The organism is Collimonas sp., assembly GCF_039923675.1.
In the GTDB taxonomy this organism is placed as follows: domain Bacteria; phylum Pseudomonadota; class Gammaproteobacteria; order Burkholderiales; family Burkholderiaceae_D; genus Collimonas.
Map to the genome: position 1 here is coordinate 1 of NZ_JBDTCG010000030.1, position 16,713 is coordinate 16,713.

22 protein-coding genes are annotated in these 16,713 nt (G+C 55.1%); 13 read left to right on the forward strand and 9 right to left on the reverse strand.

Features of this window, described 5'->3' with window-relative positions; all coding sequences use genetic code 11:
• The coding region (locus tag ABI171_RS06595; RefSeq protein WP_348091790.1) for a contractile injection system protein, VgrG/Pvc8 family at nucleotides 1-1,091 on the forward strand (1,091 nt) is incomplete at its 5' end.
• 173 nt (nucleotides 1,092-1,264) lie between these two features.
• Here the strand turns inward: ABI171_RS06595 and ABI171_RS06600 are convergent.
• From ABI171_RS06600 to ABI171_RS06610, 3 genes are all read right to left on the reverse strand, one after another.
• A complete protein-coding gene (locus tag ABI171_RS06600) occupies nucleotides 1,265-1,732 on the reverse strand; it encodes a hypothetical protein (RefSeq protein ID WP_348091791.1) in 468 nt (155 codons plus the stop codon).
• A gap of 86 nt (nucleotides 1,733-1,818) precedes the next feature.
• Nucleotides 1,819-2,304 (reverse strand): hypothetical protein, encoded by a 486-nt coding sequence (locus ABI171_RS06605; RefSeq protein ID WP_348091792.1) that lies wholly within the window; start codon nucleotides 2,302-2,304, stop codon nucleotides 1,819-1,821.
• 735 nt (nucleotides 2,305-3,039) lie between these two features.
• The gene (locus ABI171_RS06610; protein WP_348091793.1) at nucleotides 3,040-3,522 is read right to left on the reverse strand and encodes a helix-turn-helix transcriptional regulator; all 483 of its coding nucleotides are present in this window, start codon (nucleotides 3,520-3,522) and stop codon (nucleotides 3,040-3,042) included.
• 72 nt (nucleotides 3,523-3,594) lie between these two features.
• Here ABI171_RS06610 and ABI171_RS06615 point away from each other — a divergent pair, with 72 nt between their 5' ends.
• The 9 genes from ABI171_RS06615 to ABI171_RS06655 all read left to right on the forward strand — a co-directional run bounded on the left by ABI171_RS06615 (nucleotide 3,595) and on the right by ABI171_RS06655 (nucleotide 8,462).
• The gene (locus ABI171_RS06615) at nucleotides 3,595-3,792 is read left to right on the forward strand and encodes a hypothetical protein (RefSeq protein ID WP_348091794.1); all 198 of its coding nucleotides are present in this window, start codon (nucleotides 3,595-3,597) and stop codon (nucleotides 3,790-3,792) included.
• 9 nt (nucleotides 3,793-3,801) lie between these two features.
• The gene (locus tag ABI171_RS06620) at nucleotides 3,802-4,053 is read left to right on the forward strand and encodes an ogr/Delta-like zinc finger family protein (RefSeq protein WP_081992550.1); all 252 of its coding nucleotides are present in this window, start codon (nucleotides 3,802-3,804) and stop codon (nucleotides 4,051-4,053) included.
• Between the two features lie 135 nt (nucleotides 4,054-4,188).
• Entirely contained in the window at nucleotides 4,189-4,401 is a 213-nt protein-coding gene (locus ABI171_RS06625; RefSeq protein WP_348091795.1) for a hypothetical protein, read from the forward strand.
• 98 nt (nucleotides 4,402-4,499) lie between these two features.
• Nucleotides 4,500-4,844: a hypothetical protein gene (locus ABI171_RS06630; protein WP_348091796.1), complete on the forward strand. Its 345-nt coding sequence runs from the start codon at nucleotides 4,500-4,502 to the stop codon at nucleotides 4,842-4,844.
• Nucleotides 4,841-6,805 carry a replication endonuclease gene (locus ABI171_RS06635; RefSeq protein ID WP_348091797.1) on the forward strand — a complete coding sequence of 655 codons (1,965 nt, stop codon included), beginning with the start codon at nucleotides 4,841-4,843 and terminating at the stop codon, nucleotides 6,803-6,805. The genes ABI171_RS06630 and ABI171_RS06635 overlap by 4 nt, the downstream gene beginning before the upstream one ends.
• Nucleotides 6,802-6,990, forward strand: coding sequence for a hypothetical protein (locus tag ABI171_RS06640; RefSeq protein ID WP_348091798.1), 189 nt, complete (start codon nucleotides 6,802-6,804; stop codon nucleotides 6,988-6,990). Before ABI171_RS06635 ends, ABI171_RS06640 begins: the two co-directional genes overlap by 4 nt.
• Nucleotides 6,983-7,264: a hypothetical protein gene (locus ABI171_RS06645; protein WP_348091799.1), complete on the forward strand. Its 282-nt coding sequence runs from the start codon at nucleotides 6,983-6,985 to the stop codon at nucleotides 7,262-7,264. The genes ABI171_RS06640 and ABI171_RS06645 overlap by 8 nt, the downstream gene beginning before the upstream one ends.
• A 3-nt stretch (nucleotides 7,265-7,267) precedes the next feature.
• On the forward strand, nucleotides 7,268-8,173 hold the full coding sequence (locus ABI171_RS06650) for a DNA cytosine methyltransferase (protein ID WP_348091800.1): 906 nt from the start codon (nucleotides 7,268-7,270) through the stop codon (nucleotides 8,171-8,173).
• Between the two features lie 73 nt (nucleotides 8,174-8,246).
• Nucleotides 8,247-8,462: an AlpA family transcriptional regulator gene (locus tag ABI171_RS06655; protein WP_348091801.1), complete on the forward strand. Its 216-nt coding sequence runs from the start codon at nucleotides 8,247-8,249 to the stop codon at nucleotides 8,460-8,462.
• On the opposite strand, the gene ABI171_RS06660 is transcribed toward ABI171_RS06655, so the two are convergent.
• The 4 genes from ABI171_RS06660 to rpe form a co-directional block, all read right to left on the reverse strand.
• A complete protein-coding gene (locus ABI171_RS06660; RefSeq protein ID WP_348091802.1) occupies nucleotides 8,431-9,663 on the reverse strand; it encodes an integrase arm-type DNA-binding domain-containing protein in 1,233 nt (410 codons plus the stop codon). The two genes, ABI171_RS06655 and ABI171_RS06660, sit on opposite strands and share 32 nt — an antisense overlap.
• Nucleotides 9,664-9,837: 174 nt before the next feature.
• Nucleotides 9,838-11,352 (reverse strand): anthranilate synthase component I, encoded by a 1,515-nt coding sequence (trpE, locus tag ABI171_RS06665; protein ID WP_348091803.1) that lies wholly within the window; start codon nucleotides 11,350-11,352, stop codon nucleotides 9,838-9,840.
• Between the two features lie 248 nt (nucleotides 11,353-11,600).
• Nucleotides 11,601-12,299: a phosphoglycolate phosphatase gene (locus tag ABI171_RS06670; protein WP_348091804.1), complete on the reverse strand. Its 699-nt coding sequence runs from the start codon at nucleotides 12,297-12,299 to the stop codon at nucleotides 11,601-11,603.
• A complete protein-coding gene (gene rpe / locus ABI171_RS06675; RefSeq protein WP_348091805.1) occupies nucleotides 12,296-12,961 on the reverse strand; it encodes a ribulose-phosphate 3-epimerase in 666 nt (221 codons plus the stop codon). The genes ABI171_RS06670 and rpe overlap by 4 nt, the downstream gene beginning before the upstream one ends.
• 157 nt (nucleotides 12,962-13,118) lie before the next feature.
• Here rpe and apaG point away from each other — a divergent pair, with 157 nt between their 5' ends.
• Both apaG and ABI171_RS06685 read left to right on the forward strand, forming a co-directional pair.
• Entirely contained in the window at nucleotides 13,119-13,493 is a 375-nt protein-coding gene (gene apaG, locus ABI171_RS06680; protein WP_038485530.1) for a Co2+/Mg2+ efflux protein ApaG, read from the forward strand.
• A gap of 177 nt (nucleotides 13,494-13,670) precedes the next feature.
• Nucleotides 13,671-14,882, forward strand: coding sequence for a murein transglycosylase A (locus ABI171_RS06685; protein ID WP_348091806.1), 1,212 nt, complete (start codon nucleotides 13,671-13,673; stop codon nucleotides 14,880-14,882).
• Between the two features lie 86 nt (nucleotides 14,883-14,968).
• Here ABI171_RS06685 and ABI171_RS06690 read toward each other — a convergent pair whose 3' ends face one another.
• Nucleotides 14,969-15,406, reverse strand: coding sequence for a universal stress protein (locus ABI171_RS06690; protein WP_348091807.1), 438 nt, complete (start codon nucleotides 15,404-15,406; stop codon nucleotides 14,969-14,971).
• Between the two features lie 237 nt (nucleotides 15,407-15,643).
• Between ABI171_RS06690 and ABI171_RS06695 the strand changes: the two genes are divergently transcribed.
• On the forward strand, nucleotides 15,644-16,420 hold the full coding sequence (locus tag ABI171_RS06695; protein WP_348091808.1) for an enoyl-CoA hydratase: 777 nt from the start codon (nucleotides 15,644-15,646) through the stop codon (nucleotides 16,418-16,420).
• Here ABI171_RS06695 and ABI171_RS06700 read toward each other — a convergent pair.
• The coding region (locus ABI171_RS06700) for a hypothetical protein (protein ID WP_348099269.1) at nucleotides 16,417-16,713 on the reverse strand (297 nt) is incomplete at its 5' end. The genes ABI171_RS06695 and ABI171_RS06700 overlap by 4 nt on opposite strands.

The window sequence follows — 16,713 nt, forward strand, 5'->3', positions numbered from 1 at the left end:
TCAACGTGCAAATCGGCTGGCAAGAATCCGGCCTGGTCGACAAGGGCATATTTACCGTCGATGAGATCGAGCACAGCGGCACGCCGGACGTACTGACCTTGCGCGCCAGGACGGCAAGCCTGATCGACACGTTCCGGCAGCCGGTCGAGCGCAGTTTCCATGACACGACCTTGGGCGCGGTGATTGAGGTGATCGCGTTTCAGCAGGAGCTGAAAGCCGGCATTGCCGACGCGTTGCGGGGGATAAAAATTGCGCACCTGGACCAAACCAGAGAAAGCGACGCAGCATTCCTGCGCCGGCTGGGCAAGAAATACGATGCGGCAGCGACTGTGAAAAACGACACCCTGCTGTTCATGCCGGCGGGCCGCAGCAAGACGACGTCAGGGCGCGATTTGCCGGTGATCCGCATCACGCGCAACCTGGGAGACAGGCACCGTTATCATAGCGCCGAGCGTGACAGCTACAGCGGTGTGCGCGTGTTCTGGCATGACGACCGGCACGGCATGCGCCGCAGCGTGGTGGCGGGATTGCCTGGCAACAGCAAGCGGCTGCGCACGACATACGCTAGTGAGGCGGACGCCCGCGCCGCTGCCGTTGCAGAGTGGCAGCGCATTCAGCGCGGCGCCGCGACCTTGGAGCTGTCGCTGGCGCTGGGCAATCCTGCGCTGATGCCGCAGTCGCCAGTGGAAGTAGTGGGATTCAAAACAGATATCGATAATCAGGACTGGCTGACGGCCAAAGTCAGGCACAGCATCAGCGACGCCGGCTTTACTAGCGGCATCGAGCTGGAGACACGCACAGAGGAAGCGGAAGTCGAGCGCGAGGATGAGGTCGATCCAGATCCTGGTATTACCGGCGTGTACGCCAAATGGCGCAACGTTGCCAACAAGAAGACCGGTCAGGAATTTGCACCCTCGACCGGTAAGGGAAAACATGCGGCGCCGGCCGCCGGCGCAACGGCCAGTACAAAGACATTGCAGCACGTCTACGCCAACAAGCAGACGGCAGCACGCGCCGCAAAACTCGAATGGGGAAAAATTCGGGAGCGGCGCGAGGTCATCAAAGAAAACAACGAGGGAAAAGCGAGTTAATCGCCATGGCGTCGTTACGCGCATCAGTAGTGACTTTATCTGACAAGATGCGTCAGATTGCGAACTTCCACTCTCGCCCCTTAGCCGCTGGTCGAATCTCCCCGAACCAGACATTCAACACCCTAGCCTAGGGATGTGTCGCCGATAGAGTGAGCGTCCCCCGTAACGACGGGTTACGGCTCAAGCGTAAGTTTGAGATTGTCTCTGTCGGCATACATATTTTCCAAAGTGCCTTCAATAAGGAGAATGATCTCGTCAATGTGCGGCAACTCTTCGAACCCATTAATGTTGTTTAGTCCAATTGAGACAAGGCGCTGGCCATCATGGTCGATATACGAGAGCTTCGCATCAAAAATTATTAAATCGGCATGTGCTTGAATTTGATTTCTGGATGCGAGTAGGTGTTCGTGGCGTGGCAGAAAATCGACAGGAACGTATCGCGTATCAAGGCGGTAGCGTTCTTTGTTCGGGCCATCGGATCTTGTATAAGAAACTGCGTATTCGACCAAGGCAAATCGAAACGCTGATCCGACCAAGGGATGACCCGGATGCTCCTTGATTGTCTTGAGCGTCCGCCACGCTCCATTCAGTCGATCAATGCAAATGTCGAAATGTATGAACATCTGGTTGCGCTGATTCATTGATGAGCCCTCACGTTTCGGATAGGGCGCGCGGAGCCGGCTTGCCGGCGAAACGTCACTCCTGACCGACTTGTTAGATTGCATCTTCACCCGCCGTATCTGATAACTTTAATTTGCTGTAGATAACCGAGATATCTAGCTAGCGAAGGACACTTCGTGGCGTCCTCAACAATCTTGAATTGTTTCATGAAACGCCCTCGCATCGCGCAACCAACAAACGGTCTGGGTTGTAGCTTCAGTTCGATGGGTAGGTAAGCCACGTCGGGTCGCCCGAGTGCAGTTGCCCTTTTTTCTAGCAAAGCGAACAGGTCGATCTCTACTTGGTGTTGGGCTTCTGTTAGGGCAAAGTCTGTATCCACTATACCAAGCTCAGTTGGAAATGAGTTCCCTGAGATATCGAAAGTACCCATGTGAAGTGCTTCGTTCGGTAGCTGCGTCAAAATGAAATGCTCGGCCGTATACTCCCCTTGATCGACCTCTGTACCTGTGACGATGGCGTACGCTTCACCGAACACTCCGGCGGGTAACCCGCGCAACGTGTAAATAGTGTACTTGGACATGTTATCAGTCATTGCATATTCCCAAAGTTTCTTTCAATCTAACCTAATATAGGCCGAACGTTCTGCGGGACAAAATGCTCCTGTGAAACCTTTAAACGTGGCCTGCCTTCTAGCTTCGCAGTCCATTTGTTTTTACATACGCAAAGATTTCAACGAAACCCAGCAGACAGTGCATACCAGCGTAGATGCAAAATATCCTATCTGACAACCGAATCTTGAGGAGGCCATGAATTGATCGGATGTGCGAATATCAGGTTTTGGCCAAACTCGGGAGTTCGGGAGGCTTCGAGGCGCGATGAAATCTGACACTAATTGGCAGGTCAGCTCTGGTTTACTACACGTTACGTCAGTCGCGGTGCCCGCGAACGGGGCCGCGATTCCGTCCCCCAATAGGGTAGCGCACCAGGTCGATCCAGAAAGCATTCCCGGTACGCACCGTTCGCTTTCTTAACTAGTGCGCCAACCCCATAAAAATGCTGGTCTGATCGACAGTATGGTTCCGATGCTGCTTTCACTACCGTAGGTCCCTGGAATAATGGCCAGGTTCCAGTCAATAGCGCCGTCATGAATGCCGCAGACTGTAATCGGAAGGCGCGTTTTAGCCGGCGATTTCCGTTTGACTGTTGTTCCGTCAGCAGCTCAAGCACTGCCGGCTTAATTGTATCCAACGCATCGGACATGACTACCATGTTGCCTGTAACCAGTTGTCCGATGTGCGCTACGTCTTTTCTGCTCCACGCACAAAATCTATTGTTCCAAATTTTTTTTAGGCTTTTTCGCCCTCTTACCACCGCCAACATTGATCGTTTGCGGCGCAGTAATATCACCAACAATGTGCTGCCCTACTTTGACACCCTTATGAAACTGCATACTCCCGACACGCGTCGACGGCGTTGGTTTCGCCATTTCTGTTGGAGTTTTACCGACGACATCCGCCATACCGAGCAGATTCACTTTGCCTCGCAGATCCAATTTCCGAAAAATTGAAAGGAGCTCCTTTTCCTCTGCCGAAACAGGGTTATCCGTATGTTGCCCTGAGAGAACATATAGAACATCCCCGCCAATTGCTAAGAGTGCAGCAAGCACATCTCCCCCCGGCACAGCCTGTCCACGCTCATATTTGCTCCACATATTCTGGGTAATCCCAATACGCTGAGTCAATTCCTGTTGAGTGAATCCCAAACGATTCCGCTCCTCATGCAGTCGAGCGCCAATATTATTAAATTCCATAAAATCCATTCGCAAATATTACTTTAATACTTTATAATTACCCTACCCTTAGTTACCACACATCATAGCACCATGAAAATATTGCCAAAAGCAAAGCGCCTACCGAACGGCACAATTTGCGAGACCCGCAACGTGCGCTTGACGCCGGACGAAGTGGTTGAGCTCAGACATTACGCCGCCAATGAAGAGGAATCTCTCTCCTGGTTCCTCCACGCCACTGTCGTACTCGGTCTGGAAACCTACAAACGCGTCCTTGCAACTCGTCAATAAGCCACGCACATGAGAGTCATCAGCATTCCCTGTCCACATTGCCACCATCGCGTGCGTGCCGCTAAAAGTCGCACCATGTCGGACATGATGAAAGAGATTACCTACATGTGCCAGAACCCGGATTGCGGTCACGTCTTTGTCGCCAGCCTGGAAGTGCTTCGTACTTTGTCGATGTCGGCAATGCCGAACCCCGATGTACGCATCCACGTTTCGCAGCACGTCCGCAATGCCTGCGCCAATCAACTGGCGCTGAAACTGTGAGCCATCCATGAAAAAGATACCTCACATCCTAGCGCCGCCGTAATCACCCGCTAGTTCGCCGTACCCCTCCCGTTGTTACCTGCAACGTCTGTTTTCAGACGTGCGGGATTCGCTCACCCTGAAGAAAGGTCAATCATGTCAGTAGAAACTGTTTTCACCCAGTTGAAAACCATTACGGTCAAGCCGGTACAAGCACGTCACCACGATGGCATTGGGATATTTTCGGTGCAGCGAATCCTCTTCCAATTTGAGGATGGCAGCACGCACCAATGGGTACTGCATCTCGAAACTGGTCTGCACTCCCTCACCGTAGGCGAATTGGTCACTAATGCACAGGTGACCGTATGAAAAAATTCTTCTTCGATTTGTGCGTCGTCACGTTCGGCTGTGCCTTGATGATGGCCGGTCCGTTGCTGCAAGCCGCCGGCTTTATCAAGGGGTAAGCCATGGCCAGACTATCCCAACAGGCGCACCAGGACATCGCGCAAACACACTTGCAGCACGCCTATGTCGTCCTGGCCGGTGACAAAGAATCCATCCGTGCAGCACATTGGCGGCGCGTCTCGCCGCGTGTCCGCAAGATGATTATGTGGATGGCTGACCTGGACGCTAAAAAGAGCGAGGCCACCTTGCAATCATTGACTGCTCTGGAGCGCGGCAAGATGCACTGCGAAGCCCGCCGCCTCATCAAAGAACTGGAACTTGTCCTGCGCTGCGCCCAGGGCGGCGAAGTCACTAGTCAGTTTCCAGCACCTGGTCACGAATCGGACGGCATCGCCGCAAAACAATGAGTTATCGCTTTTATTCTACTGAGGGCATTACCGGCCTGCCCCGGCGTATGGGCCGCGCTCTGCGCGATCTGTTTGCCCGCGACGGCTACCAGAAGCACGAACACAAGGTCGATGTTATCGACGAAATCTGGACCGAACAGCAATTGTTGCCGCTCGACGCGTCCGATGGTGCGATTTACCGGGCGGCTGATAGCGCCGCCCGAGAGTGCTATCAGCTTTGCGCCAACCTCCAATCCCTGGACGCGATTGTGTCAGCCATACGGCTGGTCTGTGAGCGTCTCCAAGTGCCGCCACCGGCAGGTAAAGAAGAAGTCGAGATCATCCGTCGCGCCGTGGATAAGGCTTGGTGGCATCGCGGCATCCGCAAGGCGCATGCGCGCCGCTGCGAACATATGGCGATCCGTCTGGGCTTCACCAGCTTCAAGACCGGTGCGTATGTCAGCAATGAAACCGCCTACCGGCAGCAGCGCCGCAACAAGCAGAATGCAAAGCTGTTGGCATCGATTGAAATGCAAAATGAAAACGGACAGACCTATAGCCTGGAAGAGTTGGCCGCACTAGGGACCGCCAACAAGTCGATTCGGCGTGACGAACTGATGGCGCGCATCCGTGGTTTCGAGGAGATCGCTTTCGACTTGGGTCATGTCGGCGTCTTCGCCACCATCACAGCACCATCGAAGTATCACGCGGTAATGAGCAAGAGCGGCGAGGCGAACCCGAAATACTTAGACTTCGGAGAACCGACGCCACGCGATGCCCAAGCGTATCTGTGCGACGTGTGGAAATGCATACGCTCCAAGCTGCACCGGGATGGCATCCATGCGTATGGCATCCGCATCGCCGAGCCACACCATGATGGCTGTCCGCATTGGCACATGCTGATGTTTGTGCCGCCTGAACACCAGGAACGCTACGAGGCCGTCATTACTGCTTATGCGCTGCTCGAAGATGGTAACGAGCGCGGCGCGGCCAAGAATCGCGTCAAGCTGGTGCGTATTGAGGCAGGCAAAGGCACTGCTGCTGGCTACATCGCCAAATATATCGCCAAGAATATCGATGGCGCGAATGTGGGCGACCACCACATGCGGGAAGATGGTCGCACCTACGTGGTGACCGACGATCTGGTCGGTGATGAATTGATTACGCCAAGCCAGCGCGTTTGCTATTGGGCGCAGACCTGGGGTATTCGCCAGTTTCAACAAGTTGGCGGCGCTCCTATCGGTCCATGGCGCGAATTGCGGCGCGTCAAGAGCGAAAGCATCCTGCATGCACCCGAAGCGGTGAAATCGGCGTGGCAGGCCGCGCAGAGCATCAAGGCCACCGAAATCAATATTGTCGACGGCAAGCGCGTCAAGACAGTCAAGACGATCAAGCAAGCGTCCTTCCGCGACTACCTGCGGGCGCAGGGAGGCCCGACAGTCGGGCGCAAGGGGTTGGTGAAAATCGCCAAACGTCTGACCGTGATCGAGGGGAAGTATGCGACCTATGAGGCCGACAAGCCTTGCGGCATCTATCACGTATGGAATCCCAATGCTGTGTATGAATCGGTCCGGTATCAGTGGACCGTCGTCGGCGCCACCAAGGCTGTTGTTTTTGACTTCCCTTGGACTGGTGTAAATAACTGTACGCAAAAATCGAAGAAGAAAATCTCCACTTCGGTTTTAACGCCGGAAGAATCGGCAGCTATCGCCGTCCGGCTTGCTGATTTCATCGAAAAGAATCCGCAACCCGCCTATCAGCCGACCGACTGGTCCGCCATCGAGAAGAAATCGAAGGATCTGGAGCGGGAAACCAAGGATTTTGCGGACGCCAGGAACGGCGAACGTGAACGCATGGCGAAGCTGGAAACAGCCGCCTACGACAACAACGACATGACTGCACGCAAGCGCCTGGTTGCTATCTGGGCCGCGCTCCACGCCTGCCCCTACCCACGAATTTTTATGACTGAGAACGACCTATGAAAACCATGATGTACGTGTGCCTCAATTCGCTTATCGCCTTCGCCCTGGTGGGAATCGCCGAGATCATCGAGCCGGCATTGATACGCCACAAGATCCGCTATCACGGCGTGCTGGCATTCTTCACGGCGCTGCTCATTCTCGTTGCACTGCTGGTCGGCCTGCTCCTGGGAGCGTTCCATGACTGAAGCAGTTCACACCGTGTCGGTCGCAATCCACGACAGAGTCACGTTCGATAGCGGCGATGGCATCCAGGTCGGCTATGTCAATGGCCTGCGTCGGGATATCAGCAATGGCGAGATGCACGCCTGGATCGAACTCGACCATCAGTGGCCGGGCATATTCTGCGCCGTGCCTGTTTCAACCATCCTCACTGCCGATCATGTTGGTCCACCATCGGCAATGTGGTTTGGCTCCGATTGCGCAAAGGAGCACATCGAACTCTCCCCAATGGAACGTTAGCCGATGGCGGCTTACTACAACGAAATCAATAAATACGCCGCTCAGTGGCTGCGAAATCTAATTAGTGCTGGCCACATAGCGCCAGGTGATGTGGATGAAAGGAGTATCGAAGATGTTAAACCAGATGATTTGCGCGGATACACGCAGTGCCATTTTTTCGCCGGCATCGGCGTGTGGTCATATGCCCTGCGCCGTGCGGGTTGGCCAGACGATCGACCTGTTTGGACAGGTTCCTGTCCGTGCCAACCTTTCAGCGCGGCAGGCAGAGGAACTGGGCTTTCTGATGAGCGGCACTTATGGCCAGCTTGGCACCATCTCATCCGAGAGCGTCGCCCTGGGGTCGTCCTTGGTGAGCAAGTTGAAGCTGCAATTGGCCTCGGTTGGCTCGACCTTGTACAAACTGACATGGAAGGAAGTGATTACGCCTTCGCGCCGGTCGGTATCCCTGCTGCGGGCGTCGGGTCGCCGAACATCAGGCAACGCTTGTGGTTCGTGGCCCACTCCAACAACTCGGGATCACAAGGGCGGATATATCGGAGGACGAATTCGCAATGGGAAGGTCAGCACCGATACGTTGGACGTGACGGCGCAGTTAGCAGGTTGGCCAACACCGCAAGCCATGGACAGCAGCGGCGGCGGCCAAGCGAAGAGGGCTATGGGACCAACTCGGCATGGATCGAATCTGAACGACTTCGCAATGTTGGCATCCGGACCGGCGAGGTTAACGGCTTCTGGCGAGATGCTGACTGGCTTAGATGCACGGATGGAAAGTGGCGGCCAGTTGAATCCGGCACATTCCCGTTGGCTCATGGGGCTACCTCCAGAGTGGGACGACTGCGCGCCTTTGGCAACGCGATCAACGCCGAAGCGGCGACCGTCTTTATTGGAGCGGTAATGGAGTCCCTATGAAAGAAATATGGCAAAAAGCCGTCGTCATGGCGCCAATTGAAAACATAAATATCAGTAGCGAGGAGATGTAAAAATGAATCAACGGTTTATTCGTTTGCCCCAAGTACAGGAAATGGTCGGTTTGGGAAAGACCGTCATTTATGAAAAAATAAAGGACGGTACTTTCCCGCAGCAGGTCAAGCTAGGTCGTATTTCTGGTTGGGTCGAATCAGAGGTTCAAGAATGGATCGCCCGACAAATACAGCGCCGCGCGCTAATCAGGCCGCTTGCGCGAGCTGTTGCGGCGTGATCGTTATTTTGATAACTTTCTCGGGGATTTGATCTATCCAGTCTGCCCATGCCTGAAGCATCTTTCGTCGCTCGACAAGATACTCGGCATGGTTATAGGCTGCTTTTGTTTTGTTTTCTTCAGCATGGGCCAATTGCCGCTCGATCCATTCGGTGCGGTATCCCATCTCGTACAATTGGGTTGAGGCTGTGGCGCGGAAGTCGTGACCAGTCCAAAGGCCAGAGTCATAACCCATGTTCTCCAGGGCGCGATTGATTGTTGTCGCGCTCATCACATCATCAGGTCGCCGGAAATTTGGAAACAGCCAGGTGCCAGCGCCTGTTATTCTCTTCAACTCTTCAAGTATCGCAATCGCTTGTGTTGGCAGCGGCACGGTATGCGGTCGACGCATTTTCATACGCTCTGCCGGGATTCGCCACTCGGCATTTTCTAGATCAAACTCCTCCCAGCTTGACTTCCGCAATTCCAGCGTGCGAACGAAAGTATAGAGCATCAGTCGCATTGCCAGGACCGTTGTCCGGTTGCCGCCGTATTTTCTGAGTCGGGCTAAAAAATCCCCGATCTGCTCAGGCATCATCGGCTTGCTGTGATTGATCTTTGGCCGAATCAACGCACCCTTGAGCGCTGCGGCCGGATCGGCATCGGCGCGGAGTGTGACCACTGCGTGTCGAAAGACTGCGGAGCACCATTGGCGCAACTGGATTGCGAACGTGGTTGCTCCCCGAGTTTCCATTGTTTGCAAAATATCTAGCAAGTGCGCAGCCGTGACGTTGCGAATGGGCCAGCGCCCGATTTTTGGGAATGCATTTTGTTCAAAGGCATTTGTCATTTGCTTGAGCGTGTAGGGCGACACCTTGTCAGCTTTCTTTGCCAGCCATTCACGCGTGACGGCTTCAAAGGTGTTCGCCCGGGACGTTGCCTGTCGTAGCTTATCGGTTTGCTTTTCGTGCGTCGGGTTGATGCCCTGCTTGACCATCTCGCGGGCGCGTTCGCGTTCGCGGCGTGCTTCGGAGAGGGATACTGCAGGATATTCGCCAATCGTATAGCGGCCATCTTTGGTTGGTGTGAGCCAGAATCGATAGCGCCAATATTTGGTGCCGGACGGGCGGACTTCGAGATATAGGCCGTTGCCGTCCTGAAGTACATAAGGCTTGGCCGTTGGCTTTGCGTTGCGGATTTTTGTGTCTGTAAGTGATGGCATACCGGATAACGTGGATTTTTATCCTGTAGGTTATCCGGTTTTTATCCGGCTGTCACTGTTCGCAGCCGGACGATTCTGAACACATTCGTTAGGTTTTATGCGGGTTCTGGACTAGGTGACGTATACCGCCGGATTCTGCCGAACGACAATCATAGTTGTCGATCATTAGCAGCATCAGATTTCTCCATCCAGACCGTCTTGTACCTGTTCCGCTGCGCGTAGTACCGCGCGCGCCTTGTTCTCGGTTTCCTGCCATTCCATCTCGGGCACCGAATCGGCGACGATGCCGGCCGCGGCCTGCACATACAGCATGCCGTCCTTGATGACGCCGGTGCGGATCGCGATGGCAACATCCATTTCACCGCCGAACGACAGGTAGCCGCAGGCACCGCCATAGATGCCGCGCTTGGTCAGTTCCAGCTCGTCGATGATTTCCATGGCGCGCACCTTCGGCGCACCGGACAAGGTACCGGCCGGGAAAGTGGCTTTCAATACATCCAGGTTCGATAAGCCGGATTTGAGTTCGCCTTCGACATTCGAGACGATGTGCTGCACATGCGAATATTTTTCGATCACCATCTGGTCGGTGACCTTGACGCTGCCGGTTTCGGCGATACGGCCGATGTCGTTGCGCGCCAGGTCGATCAGCATCACGTGTTCGGCGATTTCCTTCGGATCGGCCAGCAGTTCGGTGGCCAGTTGCGCGTCATGTTCCGGCGTGCTGCCGCGCGGGCGGGTGCCGGCCAGAGGGCGGATGGTGATTTTGCGCTTGGCTTCGCCGCCGGCCTTGGGCGCTGAAGTCTGTTCATTGCGCACCAGGATTTCCGGCGAGGCGCCGACAATCTGCATGTCGCCGAAATTATAGAAATACATGTACGGCGACGGATTCAGCGAGCGCAGGGCGCGGTATAGCATCAGCGGTGAATCGACGTAGGGTTTCTTGATGCGCTGGCCGATCTGGACTTGCATCAGGTCGCCAGCCATCACATATTCCTGGGCCTTGGCGACTGCTTTCAAATAATCTTCACGCTTGAATTCGCGAATGGTTTCAGTGCGTACCGATGCCGAAGTGACCGGTGCATCGGCAGGACGGCGCAGCATGTTGCGCAAGTCTTTCAGCCGCTGTCGGCCTTTGGAGAAGGCTTCCGGCTGGGTCGGGTCGGCATACACGATCAGGTACAGTTTGCCGGACAGGTTGTCGATTACCGCCAGTTCTTCGGTCAGCAGCAATTGGATGTCGGGCAGGCCGAGATCGTCCTTGGGCGTCGAGTGCGCCAGCCGCTTTTCGATATGGCGCACCGTGTCGTAACCGAAATAACCGGCTAGGCCGCCGCAAAAACGTGGCAAACCAGGACGCAGCGCCACTTTATAGCGCGACTGGAATTCAGCGATGAAATCGAGCGGATTGCCTTCCAGGCTTTCGACCACCTCGTCGTGCTTGACCACTTCGATCCGTGTGCCGTAGCTGCGCAGCAGGGTCGTCGCGGGCAGGCCGATGAAGGAGTAGCGGCCAAAACGCTCGCCGCCGACGACCGATTCAAGCAGGAAAGTATTCTTGCCGGTCTGCTGGGTTTGCGCCAGTTTCAGGTATAGCGTCAATGGCGTTTCGAGATCGGCGAATGCTTCGGCGATCAGCGGGATGCGGTTGTAGCCTTGCGTGGCCAGCGATTTGAATTCGAGTTCGGTCATGTTTCTCTCCAGACCGCTATTGTAGAACAGCGGTGGTTCATTACAAAAAACGTTGCCTGTTACAGTTTGGCGAATCACCGAATCCGGCGATTCTGTCCGCTTGCATTTGTTCAGGCAGCAGCTATCAGTGGGTCTCAGTTAGCCCAGGATTGCCAGCGTCGCCATAGCCAGGCCCCGGGGGCGGCTAGGAGGACATGAAGTTTTTTGTTGAAAAACATGAGAGATAGGGCAGTCTTAAATCAGTTGATTCAGTGGCTTATATTTTGCGCCGCAACAAGCAGCGAGGTGACTATACCATCGGAATCGACATCTTGTATAGACTCGCCGTGATTGTATCCGTAGGGCACGTTAAATACCGGACAACCGGCCGCGCGGGCAGCCTGGGCGTCGTTGCTGGAGTCGCCGATGGCTAGCACTTGCGACGGTTGCAGCTTGAAATCGGCGCACACCGCCAGCAGCGGCATCGGGTCAGGTTTCTTTTTCGGAAACGAATCGCCGCCGTAAACCACCTCGAAATAGTCGAGCAAACCGACTTTTTCCAGCAATGCTTCGGCAAACAGTAGGGGTTTGTTGGTGACGCAAGCCAGCCGCAGGCCTTGCTTGCGCATGGCTTGCAAACCTTCCAGTACGCCCGGATAAACTGCGGCAAAGCTGCCGTTGACCACTGCGTAGTGGCGTTGATAGGAATCCAGCGCTGCCTCGAAGTGCTGTTCAACTTGCGCAGACGGGTAATCGACGCCGAGTACCTTGCGGATCAGGTTCTCGCTGCCTTTGCCGACGAAATCGACGATGGTTTGTTGCGGCAGCGGCGCCAGATCCAGCTCGCCGCGCATGCGATTGACCGCGGCGTGGAAGTCCGGCGCGGTGTCCAGCATGGTGCCGTCGAGGTCGATGATGACCGCCTTGATGCCGGTCAGCGCAATCGCTGCGGTCGTCACTGTATTCATATATTTGCCAGCTGCGCGCGCATGTCGTCGATGACGGCCTTGTAGTCTGGCTTGCTGAAGATGGCCGAGCCGGCGACAAAGGTATCGGCGCCGGCTTTGGCTGCTGCTGCGATATTCTCGATCTTGATGCCGCCGTCGACTTCCAGCATGATGTCGTGGCCCGATTCGTCGATGCGGCGGCGCGCTTCGGCGATTTTCTTGAGCGCTTCAGGGATGAACGACTGGCCGCCGAAACCGGGGTTGACCGACATGATCAGGATGATGTCGATCTTGTCCATCACATAGTCCAGGTAATCCAGCGAAGTTGCCGGATTGAACACCAGCCCGGCTTTGCAGCCGTGGTCGCGGATCAGTTGCAGCGAACGGTCGACGTGTTCCGAGCCTTCCGGATGGAAAGTGATGATGTTGGCGCCGGCCTTGGCAAAGTCGGGAATGATGCGGTCTACCGGCTTGACCATCAGGTGGACGTCGATCGGCACCTGCACATGCGGCCGGATCGCTTCGCATACCAGCGGGCCGATGGTCAGGTTAGGCACGTAATGATTGTCCATGACGTCGAAGTGGATCATGTCGGCGCCGTCGCGGACGACATTGCGTACTTCTTCGCCCAGGCGGGCAAAGTCGGCGGAGAGGATACTTGGAGCGATACGGTAGGTTGGCATGAGGGCTATCCAGGAAAGGCGCAAAAGATCGCTATTTTACCCTTTAGCCCCGGCTGCGCGTCCTTGCGGCTTGCGCCGGCGGAGAAATTCGTGTGCAATGGGCCGTTAGCCTCACATATACGTATGCATCAATCAAGCATCAACCAAGGAAACCAGCATGGCAGCCTATGAATTCACCGTCACTGTCAGAACCCAGTATCTGGAAGAACAATCCCAGCCGGACAGTTCACACTATGTATTTGCCTATGCGATCACGATCAAGAACACCGGGCAAGTCGCCGCGCAGCTGATTTCGCGCCATTGGGTGATTACCGACGCCAACAATCATGTGGAAGAAGTACGCGGCCTGGGTGTGGTCGGCCATCAGCCGCTGCTGCAGCCGGGCGAGCAGTTCGAATACACCAGCGGCACTTCGATGGCGACGCCGCAAGGCTCGATGCTGGGCGAATATTTCTGCGTGGCCGAAGACGGCGAGCAATTCGAGGCGCGCATTCCGGAATTCATCCTGTCCCTGCCACGCACCTTGCATTGAGGAAGGAACTTATTGGCCCTTTTTGTCGTCTTTGGGCGGTAGCGATTTGCTTGGCGGCTTTTGACCCGGCTTTTGATCCGGCTTGCGGCCGGAAAACATGGTCCACCAGACAATGAATGCGAATACAAAGAAGGCGAAGCAAGCTTCGAGAGCCACTAACCACATAAAGAATCCTAAATGCTATTTAAACGTCTCAGTTTACCCGTTTCTGTTCTTGTTATCGGGTTCAGTTTAGCTGCTTGTACTACTACACCATTAACTACGACTCCCGTCACTCCCCCTGCGCAGGAAGCGCCGCGTCCCGGCGTCGCGCCGGGCTTGTCATCGGTTGCCCCGGGTGCCAACTTGCGCGCCACCACGTTTGCCACCCTGCCGGGCTGGGGTAATGACGATTTGCGCCAGGTGTTGCCGGCGTTTTTGACATCTTGCACGACGCAGGCGCGTAAAAGCGACTGGAAAGAGCCTTGCGCGGTAGCGGCAGGCCTGGATGGCGGTAATGAAAAAGCCATCCGCACATTCTTCCAGTCTTTTTTCACGCCTTATCAGGTGATCAATGCGGATGGCAGCGATAACGGCCTGGTCACAGGTTACTACGAACCCTTGCTGAAAGGCGCGCGCAAGCGCGGCGGCCCTTATCAGACGCCGATTTACCGCGCCCCGGACGATCTGATCACGGTCGATCTGGCAAGCATTTACCCGGAATTGAAAGGTTTGCGTTTGCGCGGCCGCATGGTCGGCAATAAGGTCGTGCCTTACCCAAGCCGCGCCGAGTTGGATAAATCCGGCGTCCTGGCTGGCAAGGAAATCCTCTGGGTGGATGATCCGATCGATGCGTTTTTCCTGCAGGTACAGGGTTCCGGCCGTGTGCAGATGAATGACGGCAGCAGTATTGTGCGGGTTGCCTATGCCGACCAGAACGGTTATCCCTACCGCTCGATCGGCCGCTATCTGGTGGATAAAGGCGAATTGACATTGGCCCAAGCGTCGGCGCAGGGCATCAAAGGCTGGCTGGCGGCCAATCCTGCGCGGCAGCAGGAGTTGCTGAACGCGAATCCAAGCTATGTCTTCTTTAGAGAAGAGAAAGTACTGGATCCGAGCAAAGGGCCGAAGGGTGCACAAGGCGTGCCGCTGACGCCGATGCGCTCGATTGCCGTCGACCCCCAGTTCGTGCCGCTGGGGACGCCGGTATTCCTGGCGACCACCCAGCCTAATAACAATGCGCCGTTACAGCAACTGGTGGTGGCGCAGGATACCGGCGGCGCGATCAAGGGCGCAGTCCGAGCCGATTATTTTTGGGGTTTTGGCAACGAAGCCGGTGACAAGGCCGGCAAGATGAAGCAGCGCGGCATGATGTGGCTGTTGCTGCCGAAGGTAGCTGCGGCGCGTTAATCAGCGTTGAGCAGCCTCTAATATATATAGAGATGCGTTAGCGGCCGGACTTGATTTCGTTTGACATCGAGCCCGGCTTGATTGCTTTAACGCAATACCAGCACAGGAATGGTCGAATGCGCCAGGACTCTCTGGGTTTTACTGCCCAAAAACAGCCGGCTCAGGCCGCTGCGCCCGTGCGAAGCCATGAAAATCGCGTCGCAATGGTATTTTTCGGCGGCACTGATGATTTCTTCATCTGGATTAAACGCTTGGGCTGTCAGCATTTCACAAGGCACGCCGGCGGTTTTTGCGGCATCGGCGACTTTTTGTACGTTCAGCTTGGCCAGCGCCAGCATGTTTTCTTCATAGGTGCCGGGATCGGTGGCCATGCTGCTTTCCGCCATCGGCGAGAACGGATAGGGCTCGGCGACAGAGAGGGCGTATATTTTGCCGCTGCTGAATTTTGCAAATTCAATCGCTGTATTGATGGCCTTTTCCGACAAATGAGAGCCGTCGGTGGGCACAAGAATGGTTTTGAACATGGCTTGCCTCCTTCTAGTTAAAGGGGTGTCGGTCAAAATCGGGCGATCTTGTCGGTAATATAGTCAGCTTGTATATATATAGACAGTTGGTAATTTGAAAAATTCCTTGAACTGGCCGCATTGCGTACTTGCAATATGGTCATCCTATCCCTTATCTGACTTAGCGGCGCTACAATTGAGCTGAATTAGCATACGTAGTTACCAACTGTAATAACGCACATAAAGATTGGATCTGTAATGACATACGAAAATATTCTGGTTGAAACGCAAGGGAAAGTCGGTTTGATCCATCTGAACCGTCCTAAAGCCTTGAATGCCCTGAATGACCAGCTGATGACCGAGCTGGGCCAGGCGTTGGTGAAATTTGATGCCGATCCGGAGATCGGTTGCATCGTTCTGACCGGAAGCGACAAGGCTTTCGCCGCCGGCGCCGATATCGGCGGCATGGCAGAGCTGAGCTATATGGATGTCTTCAAAGGCGACTACATTACCCGCAACTGGGAACAGATCCGCAGCATCCGCAAGCCGGTGATCGCTGCTGTTGCTGGCTTCGCCTTGGGCGGCGGTTGTGAGCTGGCCATGATGTGCGACTTCATTATTGCCGCCGACAACGCCAAGTTCGGCCAGCCGGAAATCAAGCTGGGCATCATCCCTGGTGCCGGTGGTACCCAACGTCTGCCTCGCGCAGTATCGAAATCGAAGGCCATGGACATGTGCCTCACCGCTCGCATGATGGATGCCGCCGAAGCCGAACGCGCCGGCCTGGTTTCCCGCGTCGTGCCGCTGGAGCGCCTGTTGCAGGAAGCGCTGGAAGCGGCGATCGTGATCTCCTCGATGTCGCTGCCGGCGGTAATGATGATCAAGGAATCGGTCAACCGCGCCTATGAAACCACGCTGGCGGAAGGCATCAATTATGAGCGCCGCCTGTTCCACAGCACCTTCGCCACAGAGGATCAAAAGGAAGGCATGCAAGCGTTCCTGGGCAAGCGTTTACCTGTTTTTAAAAATATTTAACAAAATGCTTGCCACCAACGGGAGGGATTGCTATAGTTCGCCTCCCGTTGAGAACGACGCGAAAGAAGCGAAGCAGCAGAGTGGTAAAGATGCTGATTTGCGAGCGAAGTTTGATGGGGAATAAGTGGGATGAAGTTGGTGTGGTTAGTAAAAAGTTTTTCGGTAAGAAGTAAAAAAGAAGTTGACGAAAAACTTGAAACGCTACATAATCTCATCTCTCTGCTGCTGACAAACAAAACGATTTGTTGGCGACGCGAACTGGTAGTGATGGTGACGCGAAGTAGAAGGTTCTT

Excerpts from the sequence above, each read along its gene's own strand:
- ABI171_RS06690 (WP_348091807.1), bottom strand. The coding sequence starts at position 15,406 with ATGTTCAAAACCATTCTTGTGCCCACCGACGGCTCTCATTTGTCGGAA.
- ABI171_RS06625 (WP_348091795.1), top strand. The coding sequence starts at position 4,189 with ATGTCAGTAGAAACTGTTTTCACCCAGTTGAAAACCATTACGGTCAAG.
- ABI171_RS06630 (WP_348091796.1), top strand. The coding sequence starts at position 4,500 with ATGGCCAGACTATCCCAACAGGCGCACCAGGACATCGCGCAAACACAC.
- ABI171_RS06615 (WP_348091794.1), top strand. The coding sequence starts at position 3,595 with ATGAAAATATTGCCAAAAGCAAAGCGCCTACCGAACGGCACAATTTGC.
- ABI171_RS06660 (WP_348091802.1), bottom strand. The coding sequence starts at position 9,663 with ATGCCATCACTTACAGACACAAAAATCCGCAACGCAAAGCCAACGGCC.
- ABI171_RS06640 (WP_348091798.1), top strand. The coding sequence starts at position 6,802 with ATGAAAACCATGATGTACGTGTGCCTCAATTCGCTTATCGCCTTCGCC.
- ABI171_RS06655 (WP_348091801.1), top strand. The coding sequence starts at position 8,247 with ATGAATCAACGGTTTATTCGTTTGCCCCAAGTACAGGAAATGGTCGGT.
- ABI171_RS06645 (WP_348091799.1), top strand. The coding sequence starts at position 6,983 with ATGACTGAAGCAGTTCACACCGTGTCGGTCGCAATCCACGACAGAGTC.
- ABI171_RS06650 (WP_348091800.1), top strand. The coding sequence starts at position 7,268 with ATGGCGGCTTACTACAACGAAATCAATAAATACGCCGCTCAGTGGCTG.
- ABI171_RS06620 (WP_081992550.1), top strand. The coding sequence starts at position 3,802 with ATGAGAGTCATCAGCATTCCCTGTCCACATTGCCACCATCGCGTGCGT.
- trpE (WP_348091803.1), bottom strand. The coding sequence starts at position 11,352 with ATGACCGAACTCGAATTCAAATCGCTGGCCACGCAAGGCTACAACCGC.
- ABI171_RS06635 (WP_348091797.1), top strand. The coding sequence starts at position 4,841 with ATGAGTTATCGCTTTTATTCTACTGAGGGCATTACCGGCCTGCCCCGG.
- apaG (WP_038485530.1), top strand. The coding sequence starts at position 13,119 with ATGGCAGCCTATGAATTCACCGTCACTGTCAGAACCCAGTATCTGGAA.
- ABI171_RS06605 (WP_348091792.1), bottom strand. The coding sequence starts at position 2,304 with ATGACTGATAACATGTCCAAGTACACTATTTACACGTTGCGCGGGTTA.
- ABI171_RS06600 (WP_348091791.1), bottom strand. The coding sequence starts at position 1,732 with ATGAATCAGCGCAACCAGATGTTCATACATTTCGACATTTGCATTGAT.
- ABI171_RS06610 (WP_348091793.1), bottom strand. The coding sequence starts at position 3,522 with ATGGAATTTAATAATATTGGCGCTCGACTGCATGAGGAGCGGAATCGT.
- ABI171_RS06670 (WP_348091804.1), bottom strand. The coding sequence starts at position 12,299 with ATGAATACAGTGACGACCGCAGCGATTGCGCTGACCGGCATCAAGGCG.
- rpe (WP_348091805.1), bottom strand. The coding sequence starts at position 12,961 with ATGCCAACCTACCGTATCGCTCCAAGTATCCTCTCCGCCGACTTTGCC.
- ABI171_RS06695 (WP_348091808.1), top strand. The coding sequence starts at position 15,644 with ATGACATACGAAAATATTCTGGTTGAAACGCAAGGGAAAGTCGGTTTG.
- ABI171_RS06685 (WP_348091806.1), top strand. The coding sequence starts at position 13,671 with ATGCTATTTAAACGTCTCAGTTTACCCGTTTCTGTTCTTGTTATCGGG.